Annotated in this window: 10 protein-coding genes and 1 pseudogene; 5 read left to right on the top strand and 6 right to left on the bottom strand. The window is 69.7% G+C overall.

The features are described from left to right. Nucleotides 1-207 (bottom strand): annotated as a pseudogene (locus tag VES41_RS19525) (tripartite tricarboxylate transporter substrate binding protein BugD); the annotation flags it as partial. A 76-nt stretch (nt 208-283) separates the two neighbouring features. Continuing rightward, nucleotides 284-2,590 (bottom strand): DUF6351 family protein, encoded by a 2,307-nt coding sequence (locus tag VES41_RS19520; RefSeq protein ID WP_324820464.1) that lies wholly within the window; start codon nt 2,588-2,590, stop codon nt 284-286. Nucleotides 2,591-2,930: 340 nt separating this feature from the next. Between VES41_RS19520 and VES41_RS19515 the strand changes: the two genes are divergently transcribed. From VES41_RS19515 to VES41_RS19500, 4 genes are read left to right on the top strand one after another with little or no spacing between them, the layout of a single operon-like run. Further along, on the top strand, nt 2,931-3,776 hold the full coding sequence (locus VES41_RS19515) for an IclR family transcriptional regulator (RefSeq protein WP_324820462.1): 846 nt from the start codon (nt 2,931-2,933) through the stop codon (nt 3,774-3,776). After that, nucleotides 3,737-4,729, top strand: a complete 993-nt coding sequence (locus VES41_RS19510; protein ID WP_324820460.1) for a tripartite tricarboxylate transporter substrate binding protein — start codon at nt 3,737-3,739, stop codon at nt 4,727-4,729. Before VES41_RS19515 ends, VES41_RS19510 begins: the two co-directional genes overlap by 40 nt. A 1-nt stretch (nt 4,730) precedes the next feature. Next, a complete protein-coding gene (sauS, locus tag VES41_RS19505) occupies nt 4,731-6,194 on the top strand; it encodes an acylating sulfoacetaldehyde dehydrogenase (RefSeq protein WP_324820458.1) in 1,464 nt (487 codons plus the stop codon). Beyond that, entirely contained in the window at nt 6,191-7,744 is a 1,554-nt protein-coding gene (locus tag VES41_RS19500; RefSeq protein ID WP_324820456.1) for an AMP-binding protein, read from the top strand. The genes sauS and VES41_RS19500 overlap by 4 nt, the downstream gene beginning before the upstream one ends. 4 nt (nt 7,745-7,748) lie before the next feature. Here VES41_RS19500 and VES41_RS19495 read toward each other — a convergent pair whose 3' ends face one another. The 4 genes from VES41_RS19495 to VES41_RS19480 all read right to left on the bottom strand — a co-directional run bounded on the left by VES41_RS19495 (nt 7,749) and on the right by VES41_RS19480 (nt 13,060). Then, nucleotides 7,749-8,186, bottom strand: coding sequence for a CBS domain-containing protein (locus VES41_RS19495; RefSeq protein ID WP_324820454.1), 438 nt, complete (start codon nt 8,184-8,186; stop codon nt 7,749-7,751). Between the two features lie 77 nt (nt 8,187-8,263). Beyond that, nucleotides 8,264-9,319: a 2-oxoacid:ferredoxin oxidoreductase subunit beta gene (locus VES41_RS19490; protein WP_324820452.1), complete on the bottom strand. Its 1,056-nt coding sequence runs from the start codon at nt 9,317-9,319 to the stop codon at nt 8,264-8,266. A 28-nt stretch (nt 9,320-9,347) separates the two neighbouring features. Further along, a complete protein-coding gene (locus VES41_RS19485; protein ID WP_324820450.1) occupies nt 9,348-11,240 on the bottom strand; it encodes a 2-oxoacid:acceptor oxidoreductase subunit alpha in 1,893 nt (630 codons plus the stop codon). After that, nucleotides 11,237-13,060: an FAD-dependent oxidoreductase gene (locus VES41_RS19480; RefSeq protein ID WP_324820448.1), complete on the bottom strand. Its 1,824-nt coding sequence runs from the start codon at nt 13,058-13,060 to the stop codon at nt 11,237-11,239. Before VES41_RS19480 ends, VES41_RS19485 begins: the two co-directional genes overlap by 4 nt. A gap of 179 nt (nt 13,061-13,239) precedes the next feature. On the opposite strand from VES41_RS19480, the gene VES41_RS19475 reads away from it, so the two are divergent. Then, nucleotides 13,240-13,449, top strand: a complete 210-nt coding sequence (locus VES41_RS19475) for a hypothetical protein (protein ID WP_324820446.1) — start codon at nt 13,240-13,242, stop codon at nt 13,447-13,449. Nucleotides 13,450-13,473 lie beyond the last annotated feature (24 nt).

The following is a 13,473-nucleotide window of genomic DNA, read 5'->3' as shown; positions in this document are numbered from 1 at the left end:
GTTGTCGATCACCACGCTGGTGGCGCCCAGGGGCTTGCGCAGCGCCTCGGCCAGGTCGCGCGCGACGCGATCGGTCGGCCCGCCGGCGGCGAAGGGAACCACGATGGTGACCACCTTGTCGCCAGGGTAGTCCTGGGCATGCAGGCCCACGGATGCGGTCAAGGCTGCGACCAGTGCCACGGCCTTGGTTGCGATCGATGCTTTCAATGTGTACTCCGGAAGAATGAATGGGAAGGAATTTCGGATGGATGCGGCCGGCCCCCTGCGGCGCCGGCCGCCGGCATCACTGGACGTTGGGCGTCAATTGGCCCGTGATGTCGAACAGCAGCCGCACCGGCGAAGGGCCGAAAGACAGCCAGGTGCCTGCCAGCGGCGTCTGCCCCACGCCCGGGCGGGTCCAGTCGCACACGCCGTCCGGGAAGGCGGCCGTCATGCGACCCCACTGCTGCGGCGTGAAGAAGACCTTGTAGTCCGACGGATTGAGCGGCTTGAGCTGGCACTTGGCGATGTCGTCGGTCAACGGACCGCCCGCGGCCATGCGCGGCGTGGTGCCGGCCGGGTAGAAGGTGTTGCAGGCGCCGGGACCGAAGGCCGTCTGCTCCTCCTCGTACCGCAAGCCGTCCTTCCAGCAGGCATCCTTGAGGTCCGCCGGGCGGTCCTGCCTGATCTTCTGCGCGAGGGTGCGGTCGGAGGCGTCGGCCTTGACCGCGCGCAACCACTTGTCCATGGCATCGAAGGCCTCGGCGCTGGTGCCGCCCTTGGTCCACATCACGTGGTTGCCGATGTCGCCGTTGGCCCGGCGCAGCCGCTCGCGCATCGAGAACGAGTGGATCTTGGTGTGGATGTCGCCGTTGACCGTCTGGTCGTTGTAGTCGCGCATGTCGATGATGGCGGTGGAAGCGAGCCCGCCGCCGCCATTGACGATGCGGCCCGACTGGTAGGCCCGGCGCAAGGCGTCCGGATCGCCCACGGTGCGGGCGGCCGTCGGCTTCATGTCGCGGTCGACGCCGCCGATCCGCTCGTTGAGGTCGAGGAACTTCTCGATCGAGAGCCTGCCCTCGTTGAGCGCGTTCAGGCCGTACTGGATGCCCACGTTGTCGATCGGCCGCAGCGCGAAGCCTTCCTGCTCGGTCTTGCCGTAGACGTTGATGGTGTGGTCGAACACCGTGGCCCGCGCACCCGTCGGGTTGGTGGCCGCGTCGTAGCGCTGCTCCACCGGCACGCCCGACGGGAACGACACCACCGGGTCCAGCCGGCCGGCGCTGCCGCTCATGTTCGCGATGTTGCCGATCTGCAGGTAGCCCGAGATCGCCTGCTTCTCCTCGACCGTGTAGTTGAGGGCGGCGGTCGCCGGATCATTGAAGTAGGTGTTGAGCACGCGCGAGTCGTGCAGCTTGAAGATCGTCGACGAGGTCACGTCCGCGAACACCTGGCTGACCACCACGCCGTCGAACAGCCCCGGATAGTTGTCGCTGGTCTGGTGACTCTGGTAGGAGCCGCCCGAGCCGCCGGTGCCGATGGTGTACGTGGGCACGCCGAAGTTCTCGATGAAGCGCTCCTTGACCATCGCGATGGTCTCGGACGAGAGCTGGTCGTTGCAGTTGGTGCCGAAGACGTTGAGCGTCGACGTCGTCACCGCCAGGCCGCGGCTCTGGTAGGTCGGGTTGATCAGCGTGCCGAAGTCGTTGCCTTGCTGGAACCAGCCGCCCTGGCAGCCGCCGCCGAGCGGATAGATCAGCCCTCCGGTCCAGCCGGCCGGCCGCGAGGTGGGCGATGGCGGCGGTTCGTTGAGCACGTCATGCAGGATCGCCGACTGGTAGAGCCCGCGATTGATGGTGCCGCTTTCCAGCCGGACCACGTAGGGCACCTGCTTGCCGTCGATGGTCAGGTACGTCATGTTGGCCGGGTACTCGGTGATCTGCTCCGGCACGAATCGCGTGTTGCCGCCCGCGCTGTTGCGGTAGTAGTAGTCCACCCGCGTGACGACCGAGCACTTGTCGTCGCCCGTCGGCGTGAGCTTCTGCCCGCCCATGCGCGTGAAGGTCTCGTAGCCACAGACGAACGGCTGCTCGTGCGGGCCGGAGATGACCGGGCCTGTGATCGGGTAGGCGGTGAGGACCTTCCTGGCCTCGTACCCGCCCAGGCTGGCCACCAGTTCGTTGTCCCCGACCTTCAGGCCGGTGACCTTGCCCACCATCCGTCCGTTGGCCGGGTTGCGTGCGAACGCGCCAGTCACGTCCCGGCCGTCCACGGTGACCGCGAGGCCGTCCATGGCCGCGTCGGCCAGCGGTTCGAGTTCGATCAGCGCATCGTCGCCTGTCACCAGCGCCGGTGACGACGACAGCACCTTGATGCGCACGGTGGCATCCGCCGGCGTTCCCGGATCGGGGTTGCCGGTATCGGGCGTGCCCGGGTCGCCGCCGGGCGGCGTGCCGCCATCGCCGACGGGTGGCGTGCCGCCGCCGGGCGTGCCGGGGCTGGGGTTGCTGTCGCTGCCGCCGCCGCAGGCCGCCAGGATCAGTGCGCAGGTCAGCGCGCTGAGGCCCAGGGTGAGCTTGCGATTGCGAGTCCTCTTGTGGGATCCGGTCATCTGTCTTGTCTCCTCGTTGGCGTTGTCAAAACGGGTCCCCCGAGCAGGGCCGGTCAGCCGGCCTGCGCATGGGCGGCCAACCCATAGCAACGCGCATGCCCGTCGAGCGAACGCACGCAAGTGCTTGAAATACAAGGCGGGCCGCGCCGGCGCTCATGGTTTTCCCGGCATCGCACGGCTGGAAATCCAGCCCTCGCGCAAGGCCCGCGTCCGGGAAAGCCGACGCCCGCAGCGCCGACCGCCCACTGCGCGCGGACCGCCGACCGGTGCTTGACGCGGCCGGCGAGCGCGCCTACATTGATTCCAACATATCAGACGACGTTCCAACTGTTAGAACACAATGGATTCCACTCTCGCCAAGGGACTCGCCGTCCTCGAATGGCTGGCACGCGCCGGTCGCGAATGCCGCGTCACGGACGTCGCCCAGGCCTTCGGCGTGCCGCGCAGCAATGCCCACCGCACGCTGCAGACGCTGGTCGAATGCGGCTGGGCCCTGCAGGACCCGGCCACCAGCGGCTACCGGCCCAGCATGAAGCTGTTCGAGCTCGGCGCGCAGACCGGCGACTCGGCGAACCTGCCGGCGCTGCTGCATCCGCTGCTGGCCCGCCTGGCACAGGCGAGCGGAGAAACCATCCACCTGGCCGCGCTCGACGGCGGCGAGATCGTCTACCTCGACAAGTTCGACAGCCCGTTGCCGGTGGCCGCGTACTCGCGCATCGGCGGACGCGCCCCCGCCTACTGCGTGGCCTCGGGCAAGGCCCTGCTGGCCGTGATGCAGCCGGACGAGGCGCAATTGCGCGCCCTGCTCGGCCCGCTGGTGGCGCACACGCCGAAGTCCATCACCGATCCCGCCGCGCTGCTGGCAGAACTGGCGCGGGTCCGCAGCCGCGGCTACGCCGAAAACCGCGAGGAATGGCGCACCGGCGTGTGCGGCCTCGGCGCGCCAGTGTTCGACGCCCGCGGCCAGGCCGTGGCCGCGGTAGGCATGAGCGTGCCCTCCATCCGCTTCGCGCGCGCCCAGGCGCGCCAGCTCTCCGAAATGCTCCTGGCCTGTGCCCGCGATGCGAGCCACACGTTGGGGTATACGCAGGCGGCAGCGTCGCCGCCTTTCCAACGTCCGACAGAGACAACACGGAGACAAGCATCATGGAGACCATCGAACGCGGCCGACGAGCCTGCTGCCTGACGCTCGCTTTCGGCGCCACCGCAGCACTCCTGCCCCTGCATTCGCGCGCCCAGGGCACCTACCCCGACAAGCCCGTGCGGTTCCTGGTGCCCTACCCGCCCGGCGGCGGCACCGACGTGATCGCGCGTATCGTGCAGCCGCGCTTCCAGGCGCTGCTGGGCCAGCCGGTGGTGATCGACAACCGCGGCGGCGCCGCGGGCCTGGTGGGCAGCGAGATCGCCGCCAAGGCGGCGCCGGACGGCTACACGGTGCTGTTCACGCTGTCCTCCCACACGATCAACCCGGCCATCTACACCAAGATTCCGTTCGACACCGCGCGCGACTTCGATCCCGTGGGCACGGTGGCCTCGCTGCCGCAGATCCTGGTGGCCAACCCGCAGTTCGCGCCGAACACCGTCGCCGAAATCATCGCGCTGGCCAAGAGCAAGCCCGGGTCGCTGTCGTACGCGTCGGTCGGCAACGGCTCGCCGGGACACCTGGCCGGCGAACTGATGAAGCTGCGCACAGGCATCCAGATGACGCACATCCCCTACCGCGGCGGCGGCCCCGCCGTGACCGACGTGATGGGCGGCCAGGTCCCGCTGCTGTGGGTGTCGATCCCGGCGGCGGCGCAGCACGTGAAGGCGGGCAAGCTCAAGGCCCTGGCGATGTCCACCGTCAAGCGCAGCGCCGCCTTTCCGGAGGTGCCGACCATGCAGGAGGCCGGCGTCCCCGATTTCGAGGTCGACTCCTGGTACGCGATGTTCGTTCCGGCGCACACGCCGGCGCCGGTGGTGGACAAGCTCAACCGCGCGCTCAACGAACTGCTCAAGGAACCGGACATCCGCGCCAAGCTGCTCGACCAGGGTAGCGAAGGCGTGGGCGGCACGCCGGCGCAACTGGCCAAGGTGGTCAGCGCCGAACTCGACAAGTGGGCCAAACTGGCCCGCGACGCACAGATCAAGGTGGAGTGACATGCAAAGCAATGAAGGCGCCACGGCGCCGGCACCATCCCGGGCAGCCACGGTGGTTGCCGAACTGGTGGCCCGCGCCCGCGCGGCGCAACGCATCGCCGACGGCTACGACCAGGCGCGCATCGACGACATCGTGGCCGCCGCCGGCTGGGCCATCATGGCGCCGGACCGCAACCGGGCGCTTGCCGAACTGGCGGTGGCCGACACCGGCGTGGGCAACGTGCCCGACAAGATCCGCAAGAACCACCGCAAGACGCTGGGCCTGCTGCGCGACCTGCAGGGCGCCCGCTCGGTGGGCGTGATCCGCGAGGACGAGGCCCTGGGCATCATCGAGATCGCCCGGCCGGTGGGCGTGGTCTGCGCCGTCACGCCGTCGACCAACCCGGCGGCCACGCCGGCCAACAAGATCATCAATGCGCTGAAGGGGCGCAACGCGGTGATCGTGGCGCCGTCGCCCAAGGGCTGGTCGACCTGCGCGCGGCTGATCGAGTACATCCATGACCAGTTCGACCGCATCGGCGCGCCGCGCGACCTGGTGCAATGCCTGCCCTCGCCCGTGGACAAGGCCGCAACGGGCGAGCTCATGCGCCAGTGCGACCTGGTCGTGGCCACCGGTTCGCAGGCCAACGTGCGCGCCGCCTACACGTGCGGCACGCCGGCATTCGGTGTCGGCGCCGGCAACGTGGCCGGCATCGTCGACGAGACGGCCGACATGGCCGCCGCGGCCGACCGCATCCTGCAGTCCAAGACCTTCGACAACGCCACCAGCTGTTCGTCGGAAAACAGCCTGGTCGTGGTCGACCAGGCCTGCGACGCGCTGCTGTCGGCGCTGCGCGAGCGCGGCGCGGTGGTGCTGGACGGCGCACGCCGGGACGAGCTGGCGCAACTGATGTGGCCCGACGGCAAGCTGTCGGCCGCGGTGATCGGCCAGTCGGCCCAGGCCATTGCCACGCGCCTGGCCGAGCGCGGCGCCCCCGGGCAGGCGGCCTGGCAGGACATCGCGCAGCGCCGCCCTGCCATCCTGATCGTGCCTGACGAAGGCGTGGGCAGCGCCCATCCGTTCTCCGGCGAAAAGCTCAGCCCGGTGCTCACCCTGTACCGCGTGGCCGACTTCGACGCGGCGGCGCAGACCGTGCGGCGCATCTACGCCTACCAGGGTGCCGGCCATTCGGTGGGCCTGCACAGCGCGCGGCCGGAACGCGCGCTGGCGCTCGGGCTGACGCTGCCGGTGTCGCGCGTGATCTTCAACCAGGCGCACTGCATCGCCACCGGCGGCAGCTTCGACAACGGCCTGCCCTTTTCCCTGTCGATGGGCTGCGGCACCTGGGGCGGGAACAACTTCTCGGAGAACATGAACTATCGCCACTACCTGAACATCACCCGCGTGTCGCGCCCCATCGCCGAGCGCGTGCCGACCGAGCGCGAGATCTTCGGCAGCTACTTCGACAGGTACGGGCAGGCATGAACCATCCCGCAGGCGACATGGAGCCGGCTCGCACCGACAGCCGGCATGCCGGCGGCACGGTGCACGCACTGGTCGAACGCCAGGCGGCGTTGCGGCCCGATGCCGTCTACGCCGTCTCCAGCGACGGCGCGGCAGCAATCGGCTTCGGGACACTGCGCGCGCGTTGCCGCGAAGTCTGCGCTCTGCTGCAGGCCGACGGCGTGGAGCCGGGCGACACCGTGTCGCTCGTCATGCCCAACGGCCTGCAGACCTTGCTGCTGCTGCTCGGCGCGATGTATGGCGGGCGCTGCGTGAACCCGGTCAACCTGCTGTCGCAGCCCGAGCAGATGCGCTACGTGCTCGAGCATTCCGATTGCAAGGCGGTGTACGTGGCCCCCGAGTGGGAGGAGCGGGTGCGCGCGCTGCTCGAGCAAGCCGGCCGCCCGATCGCGGTGCGCGTGATGGACCCCGCGGCCGCGCAGGTCGCCGCCGACCGGGCCGGCGACGACGATGTCGCGCCGCCGTCGCCGGACGCCACGGCGCTGCTGATGTACACGTCGGGCACCACCGGGCGGCCCAAGGGCGTCATGCTCACCCAGGCCAACCTGGCCGCCAATGCGGCGGCGATCGGCGAGGAACACGCGCTCGCGCCGTCGGACCGGGTGCTGGGCGTGCTGCCGCTCTATCACATCAATGCCTTCACGGTGACCATGCTGGCGCCGCTGGCGCATGGCGGCAGCGTCGCCCTCGCCCCGAAGTTCTCCGCCAGCGCTTTCTGGCCGCAGGTCGAATCCAACCGTTGCACCTGGATCAACGTGGTGCCGACCATCGTCTCGTTCCTGCTCGAAGGCGACGTGCCGCCACCCGCGGCCACGGCGCCGGTGCGCTTCTGCCGCTCCGCCTCGGCCGCGCTTCCGCCCGAGCATCTTCTCGCGTTCGAGCGCAAGTTCGGCATCGGGATCATCGAGACCATGGGCTTGACGGAAACGGCGGCGCCCGCCTTCTCCAACCCGCTGGCGCCGCAGCTGCGCAAGGTCGGCAGCGTGGGCCGCGCCTCGGGGTGCGACGCCAGCGTGATCGGCGCCGACCTGCAGCCCGTGGCGGACGGCACCAGCGGCGAGATCGCCATTCGCGGCCCGAACGTGATGCGCGGCTACTACAAGAATGCCGAGGCCACCGCAGCGGCCTTCACCCCCGACGGATGGCTGCGCACCGGCGACGTGGGGCACCGCGACGCCGACGGCTTCTTCTTCGTGACCGGACGCATCAAGGAACTGATCATCAAGGGCGGCGAGAACATTGCGCCGCGCGAGATCGACGAGGCGCTGCTGCAGCATCCTGCCGTGCTCGATGCGGCGGCAGTCGGCATTCCGGACCGGCATTACGGGCAGGACATCCTGGCCTGCGTGGTGCTGCGCGAGGGAGCAGCTTGCGACGAAGCCGCGCTGCGTGCGTTCTGCCAGGACCGGTTGGGCCGCTACAAGACGCCGGCGCAGTTCCGCTTCGTTGCCGAACTGCCGCGCGGGCCCTCGGGCAAGGTGCAGCGCCTCAAGCTGCTCGACCCACCTTAGCCGTTCAGCCGAGCACGTCGTTGAGCTGCTCGTTGAACTCGCTCATGCTCCAGGCCACGCCGAGTTCGCGCGGGAGCGCATCGCGCACGGAGAACACGCCGAGGATCTTGCTGCCCGAGACCAGCGGCAGGTGGCGAAAGCCCCGCTCCAGCATCAGGCACACCGCGTCGGACACCGGCATGTGCGGCGGCACGCAGATGGGGTTGGGCGTCATCACCTCGCGCGCCGCGGTGCGCTCGGGATCGAGCCCGCGCGCGAGTACGCGGGTCATCAGGTCGCGCTCGGTCAGGATGCCGAGCAGCAGGTCGGGCGGCTCCATGATGAGCACGCTGCCGCAGTTGGCGCGCGTCATCGCGCCGGCAGCCTCGCGCACGCTGGCCTGCGGCGACAGGCTCAGCACGTGCTTTCGGGAGATGGACTGGAAGACGGTTCGCTCGGCCATGGCACCCTCCTGCTGGCGGAACTCGTTCACGTCGAAGACGCAATGCTGGGCCAGCCGCGCCAGCGGCGCAAGGCCCCTCAGCGTAAGGAGTTGTTGAGCCGCTCCAGCGCTGCGACACCCGGGCACAGTTCTGGTGCACCCAGGCTGTTGAGCGGCGCCTCGCTGGTGTTGAGCGCCGTGTGCAGGTCGGTGGCCATGGGGTCGACGTACAGCAGCCCGGTCAGGATCTCGCCGAGCGCCTGGTGGCGCTGCATGTAGGCCATCGCGGCGTAGCGGTCGCCCGGGTCGTAGTCGGCATGCAGGCTGCGCAGGCGCAGCAGGCTGCCGTCGTGCTGGCGAACGTCCATCACCTCGCCCGGGGCCATTTCCACCGTGATCTCCTCGCGTCCGGTGATGAAGTCGATGCGGCTGACCGCCTCGTTGTGCTCGCGCACGTAGTCGTAGCTCTTGGTACTGCCCGGATGGTTGTTGAAGGCCACGCACGGGCTGATGACGTCGATGAACGCGGCGCCGCCGTGGCTGATGGCGCCCTTGACCAGCGGCACCAGCTGCGCCTTGTTGCCCGAGAAGCCGCGCGCCACGTAAGTGGCACCCAGCTGCAGCGCCATCGCCACCAGGTCGACGGCGCTGTCGGTGTTCACCACGCCCTTCTTGCTGCGCGAGCCCTGGTCGGCGGTGGCGGAGAACTGGCCCTTGGTCAGGCCGTACACGCCGTTGTTCTCGACGATGTAGGCCATCCGCACGCCGCGCCGCATGGCGTGCGCGAACTGGCCCAGGCCGATCGACGCCGAATCGCCGTCGCCCGAGACGCCCAGGTACAGCAGGTCGCGGTTGGCGAGGTTGGCACCGGTCAGCACGCTGGGCATGCGGCCATGCACCGTGTTGAAGCCGTGCGAGGCGCCCAGGAAGTAGTCGGGCGTCTTGCTGCTGCACCCGATGCCCGAGAGCTTGGCCACGCGGTGCGGCTCGATGTCCAGCTCCCAGCAGGCCTCGATGATCGAGGCCGAGATGGAGTCGTGGCCGCAGCCGGCGCACAGCGTGGAGATCTTGCCTTCGTAGTCGCGCCGGGTGTAGCCGACCTTGTTGGTGGTCAGCGTCGGGTGATGCAGGCGGGGCTTGGCCAGGTAGGTCATGGGGCAGGCGTTCCTCGATCGGCTGGGCTTACTTGGCGGGCGCGTGGTCGGGCTGCGGCTGCAGCGGCGGCGCCGCGGTGCCAGCGCTCTGGCCCTGCGGCGCCCGGGCCTGGCCACCGGCCTGGCGAGTGATCGCGTCGACGATGAAGCGCGCCGTGATCGGCGTGCCGTCGTAGTGCAGCACGGGCACCAGCCGCGCCGGGTCCATGCCCAGTTCGTTGACCAGCAGGCTGCGCATCTGCGCGTCGCGGTTCTGCTCGACCACGAACACCCGCTCGTGCGCGGCCAGGAACTGCGGCACGCTGTCGGGGAAGGGAAAGGCGCGCAGGCGCATCGCGTCCAGGTGCACGCCGCCGGCCTCCAGCGTCTCGAGGGCCTCGAGCATGGCCGGCGTGGTGGAGCCGAAGTAGATCACCCCGAGCGGCGTGGGCCGGGCTGCCGCCTGCAGCACCGGCTGCGGCACCAGCGTGGCCGCGGTCGCGAACTTGCGCAGCAGCCGCTCCATGTTGTAGACGTAGTCGGGCCCGCGCTCGGAATAGCGGGCATAGGCGTCGCGCGTCGTGCCGCGCGTGAAGTAGCTGCCGCGCGTCGGGTGCGTGCCGGGCAGCGTGCGCCACGGGATGCCGTCGCCGTCCACGTCCTTGTAGCGTCCGAAGTCGCGGCCGGCCTCGAGCTCCTGCGCGCTCATGACCTTGCCCCGGTCGTACGCGTGCGCCGGGTCCCACCGGAAGGGCTCGCACAGGCGCTGGTTCATGCCGATGTCCAGGTCGGTCATCACGAACACCGGCGTCTGCAGGCGGTCGGCCAGGTCCAGCGCGGCCGCGGCGTGCTCGAAGCATTCGTGGGGATCCTGCGGCAGCAGCAGCACGTGCCGCGTATCGCCGTGCGAGGCGTAGGCGCAGGCCAGGATGTCGGACTGCTGCGTCCGGGTGGGCATGCCGGTGGACGGCCCGCCGCGCTGCACGTCGATGATGGTCACCGGGATCTCGGCAAAGTACGCCAGGCCGATGAACTCCGACATCAGCGAGATGCCCGGCCCCGAGGTGGCGGTGAAGGCGCGCGCGCCGTTCCAACCCGCGCCGACCACCATGCCGATGGACGCCAGTTCGTCCTCTGCCTGCACGATCGCGAAGCGGTGCTGGCCGGTCGCCTCGTCCACCCGGAACTTGCCGCAATAGCGCTGGAACGCCTCCGCCACCGACGACGAGGGCGTGATCGGGTACCAGGCCGCCACCGTGGCGCCGCCGTAGACGCAGCCCAGCGCGGCCGCGCTGTTGCCGTCCACGAAGATGCGCTGGCCGACCGCGTCGGCGCGGCGCACCTGCAGGCCCACGGCCTGGCCGAGGTGCTCGCGCGCGAAATCGCAGCCCAGATGCAGCGCGCGCACGTTCGAGTCGAGCAGCTTCTCCTTGCCCTTGTACTGCTCGGAGAAGAGCTTCTCGACCACCGCCGGCTCGATGCCCAGCAGCACGGCCAGCGCGCCCACGTAGACGATGTTCTTGAACAGCTGCCGCTGGCGCGGGTCCTGGTAGACCGCGTTGCAGATCTCGGTCAGGGGCATGCCGATGACGTGCACGTCGTCGCGGAACCGCGACGGCGGCAGCGGCCGGGTGCTGTCGTAGAACAGGTAGCCGCCCGGGGCGATCTCGGCCACGTCGGCGTCCCAGGTCTGCGGGTTCATCGCCACCATCATGTCGGTGCCGCCGCGCCGGCCCAGGTGCCCCGCCTCGCTCACCCGCACCTCGTACCAGGTGGGCAGGCCCTGGATGTTGCTGGGAAAGATGTTGCGCGGGCTGACCGGCACGCCCATGCGCAGGATCGCCTTGGCGAACAGTTCATTGGCCGAGGCCGAGCCGGAACCGTTGACGTTGGCGAACTTGATGACGAAATCGTTGACTGCCTCGAGGCGCTCGACCGTCATGCCGCGACCTCCGCGACCGTGCGCGAGCGGCAGGCGGGCCCGGCCTGGGTGGTCTTGAGCAGGAACTTCTGCATGTCCCAGGCACCTGTCGGACAGCGCTCGGCGCACAGGCCGCAATGCAGGCACACGTCCTCGTCCTTGACCATCACCCGCCCGGTCTTGAGTCCGCCCGAGACGTACAGGCTCTGCGCCAGGTTCAGGGCCGGCGCCTTGAGCCGCTGACGCAGGTCCGCCTCGTCGCCATTGACGGTGAAGCTGATGCAGTCCATGGGACAGATGTCGACGCAGGCGTCGCATTCGATGCAGGCCGGTTCATGGAAGACCGTCTGCACGTCGCAGTTCAGGCAGCGTCCCGCCTCCTGGAACGCCGTGGCGGCATCGAAGCCCAGTTCCACCTCCACCTTGATGCTGGCCAGCGCGCGTTCCGCCTGCGCCCACGGCACCTGGTAGCGCATGTCGGCGGAGGTGTCGTTGTCGTAGCTCCACTCGTGGATGCCCATCTTCTGCGACACCAGGTTGGTCATCGGCGGCGGCCGCTCGGCGACCGGCTCGTCGTGCAGCAGCTTGTCGATCGAGATGGCCGCCTCGTGGCCGTGCGCCACGGCCGTGATGATGTTGCGGGGCCCGAAGGCCGCGTCGCCGCCGAAGAACACGTGCGGCACGCTCGACTGGAAGGTTGCCTTGTCCAGCACCGGCAGGCCCCACTCGTCGAACTCGACGCCGCAGTCGCGCTCGATCCAGGGGAAGGCGTTTTCCTGCCCCACCGCCACCAGCACGTCGTCGCACGCGAAGAAGGCATCCGGCTCGCCGGTGGGCACCAGCGTGCGGCGGCCGCGCGCGTCGTACTCGGCACGCACGACCTCGAAGGTCATGCCGGTCAGCCGGCCGCCCTCGTGCACGAAGGACTTGGGCACATGGAAGTTGATGATCGGGATGTTCTCGCGCTCGGCGTCTTCCTTCTCCCAGGGCGAGGCCTTCATCTCGTCGAAGCCGCTGCGCACGATCACATTGACGTCTTCGCCGCCCAGTCGCCGCGCCGAGCGGCAGCAGTCCATCGCCGTATTGCCGCCGCCCAGCACGATGACGCGCTTGCCGATTTCCGTGACGTGGCCGAAGGAGACCGAAGCCAGCCAGTCGATGCCGATATGGATGTGCGCCGCCGCCTCCTGCCGGCCGGGCAGCTGCAGGTCGCGCCCGCGTGGGGCGCCGCAACCGACGAAGATGGCGTCCCAGTCCTCGTCCATCAGTGCCTTGAGCGACCGCACCGGCTCGCCGCCGCGGAACGCCACGCCAAGGTCGAGCACGTAGCCGACCTCCTCGTCGATCACCGTCTCGGGCAGGCGAAAGCGCGGGATCTGCGTTCGGATGAAGCCGCCCGCGCGCGCCTCGCCGTCGAACACCGTGACCTCGTAGCCCAAAGGCGCTAGGTCGCGCGCCACCGTGAGCGAGGCCGGCCCGGCACCCACGCACGCGATGCGCCGGCCGTTGCGCGCCGCGGGCGTCGGCATGCGTGCGTGCACGTCCTCCTTCATGTCGGCCGCCACCCGCTTGAGCCGGCAGATGGCCACCGGCTCCGGGTGCTGCAGGTTGCTTTCCTCGACCCGCCCGCGCCGGCAGGCCGGCTCGCAGGGCCGGTCGCAGGTGCGGCCGAGGATGCCCGGAAACACGTTGCTCATCCAGTTGACCATGTACGCATCGCCGTAGCGGCGCTGGGCGATCAGTCGGATGTACTCTGGGACGGGGGTGTGCGCCGGACAGGCCCACTGGCAATCGACGACCTTGTGGAAATAGGCCGGATTCGCGGTATCGGTACGCAGCAAGGCTGGTCTCCTGTTCGCTGCCGCCCGTTGCTCGCCGGGGACACGTGCACGCGCGGTCTGCGCGCAGTATGCGCCGCCTGCGCCGGCCGTGCACGGTGGAATCCCCAACCCGCGAGCGGCCGGGACGGTGCGAAGAAGTCCTACAGACGGAGGCGCCCCGATGGTCCAAGGTAGTCGGCATGACCCATCCCATCGAACTCATCGTCGAGGAGCCGATGCCGGGCTCCTACGTCTGGCGCTTGCTGGAGACCGACGACAGCGGCGGCAACGCCCGCGTGATCGGCATGGCCTTCGACCCGGCCGACAGCTACGAGGTCGCACTGGCCGCCGGCCAGGGCGCGCTCAATCACGAGATCCGCCGACGAAAGGCACCCGCGACGGCGCCTTGATGCCGGCCGGTAGCCGCCCTGCCG

This window comes from Variovorax sp., assembly GCF_035634955.1.
Lineage (GTDB): Bacteria > Pseudomonadota > Gammaproteobacteria > Burkholderiales > Burkholderiaceae_C > Variovorax.
The sequence above is the reverse complement of the archived record's forward strand: the minus strand, read 5'-3'. Positions and strand labels throughout refer to the sequence as shown.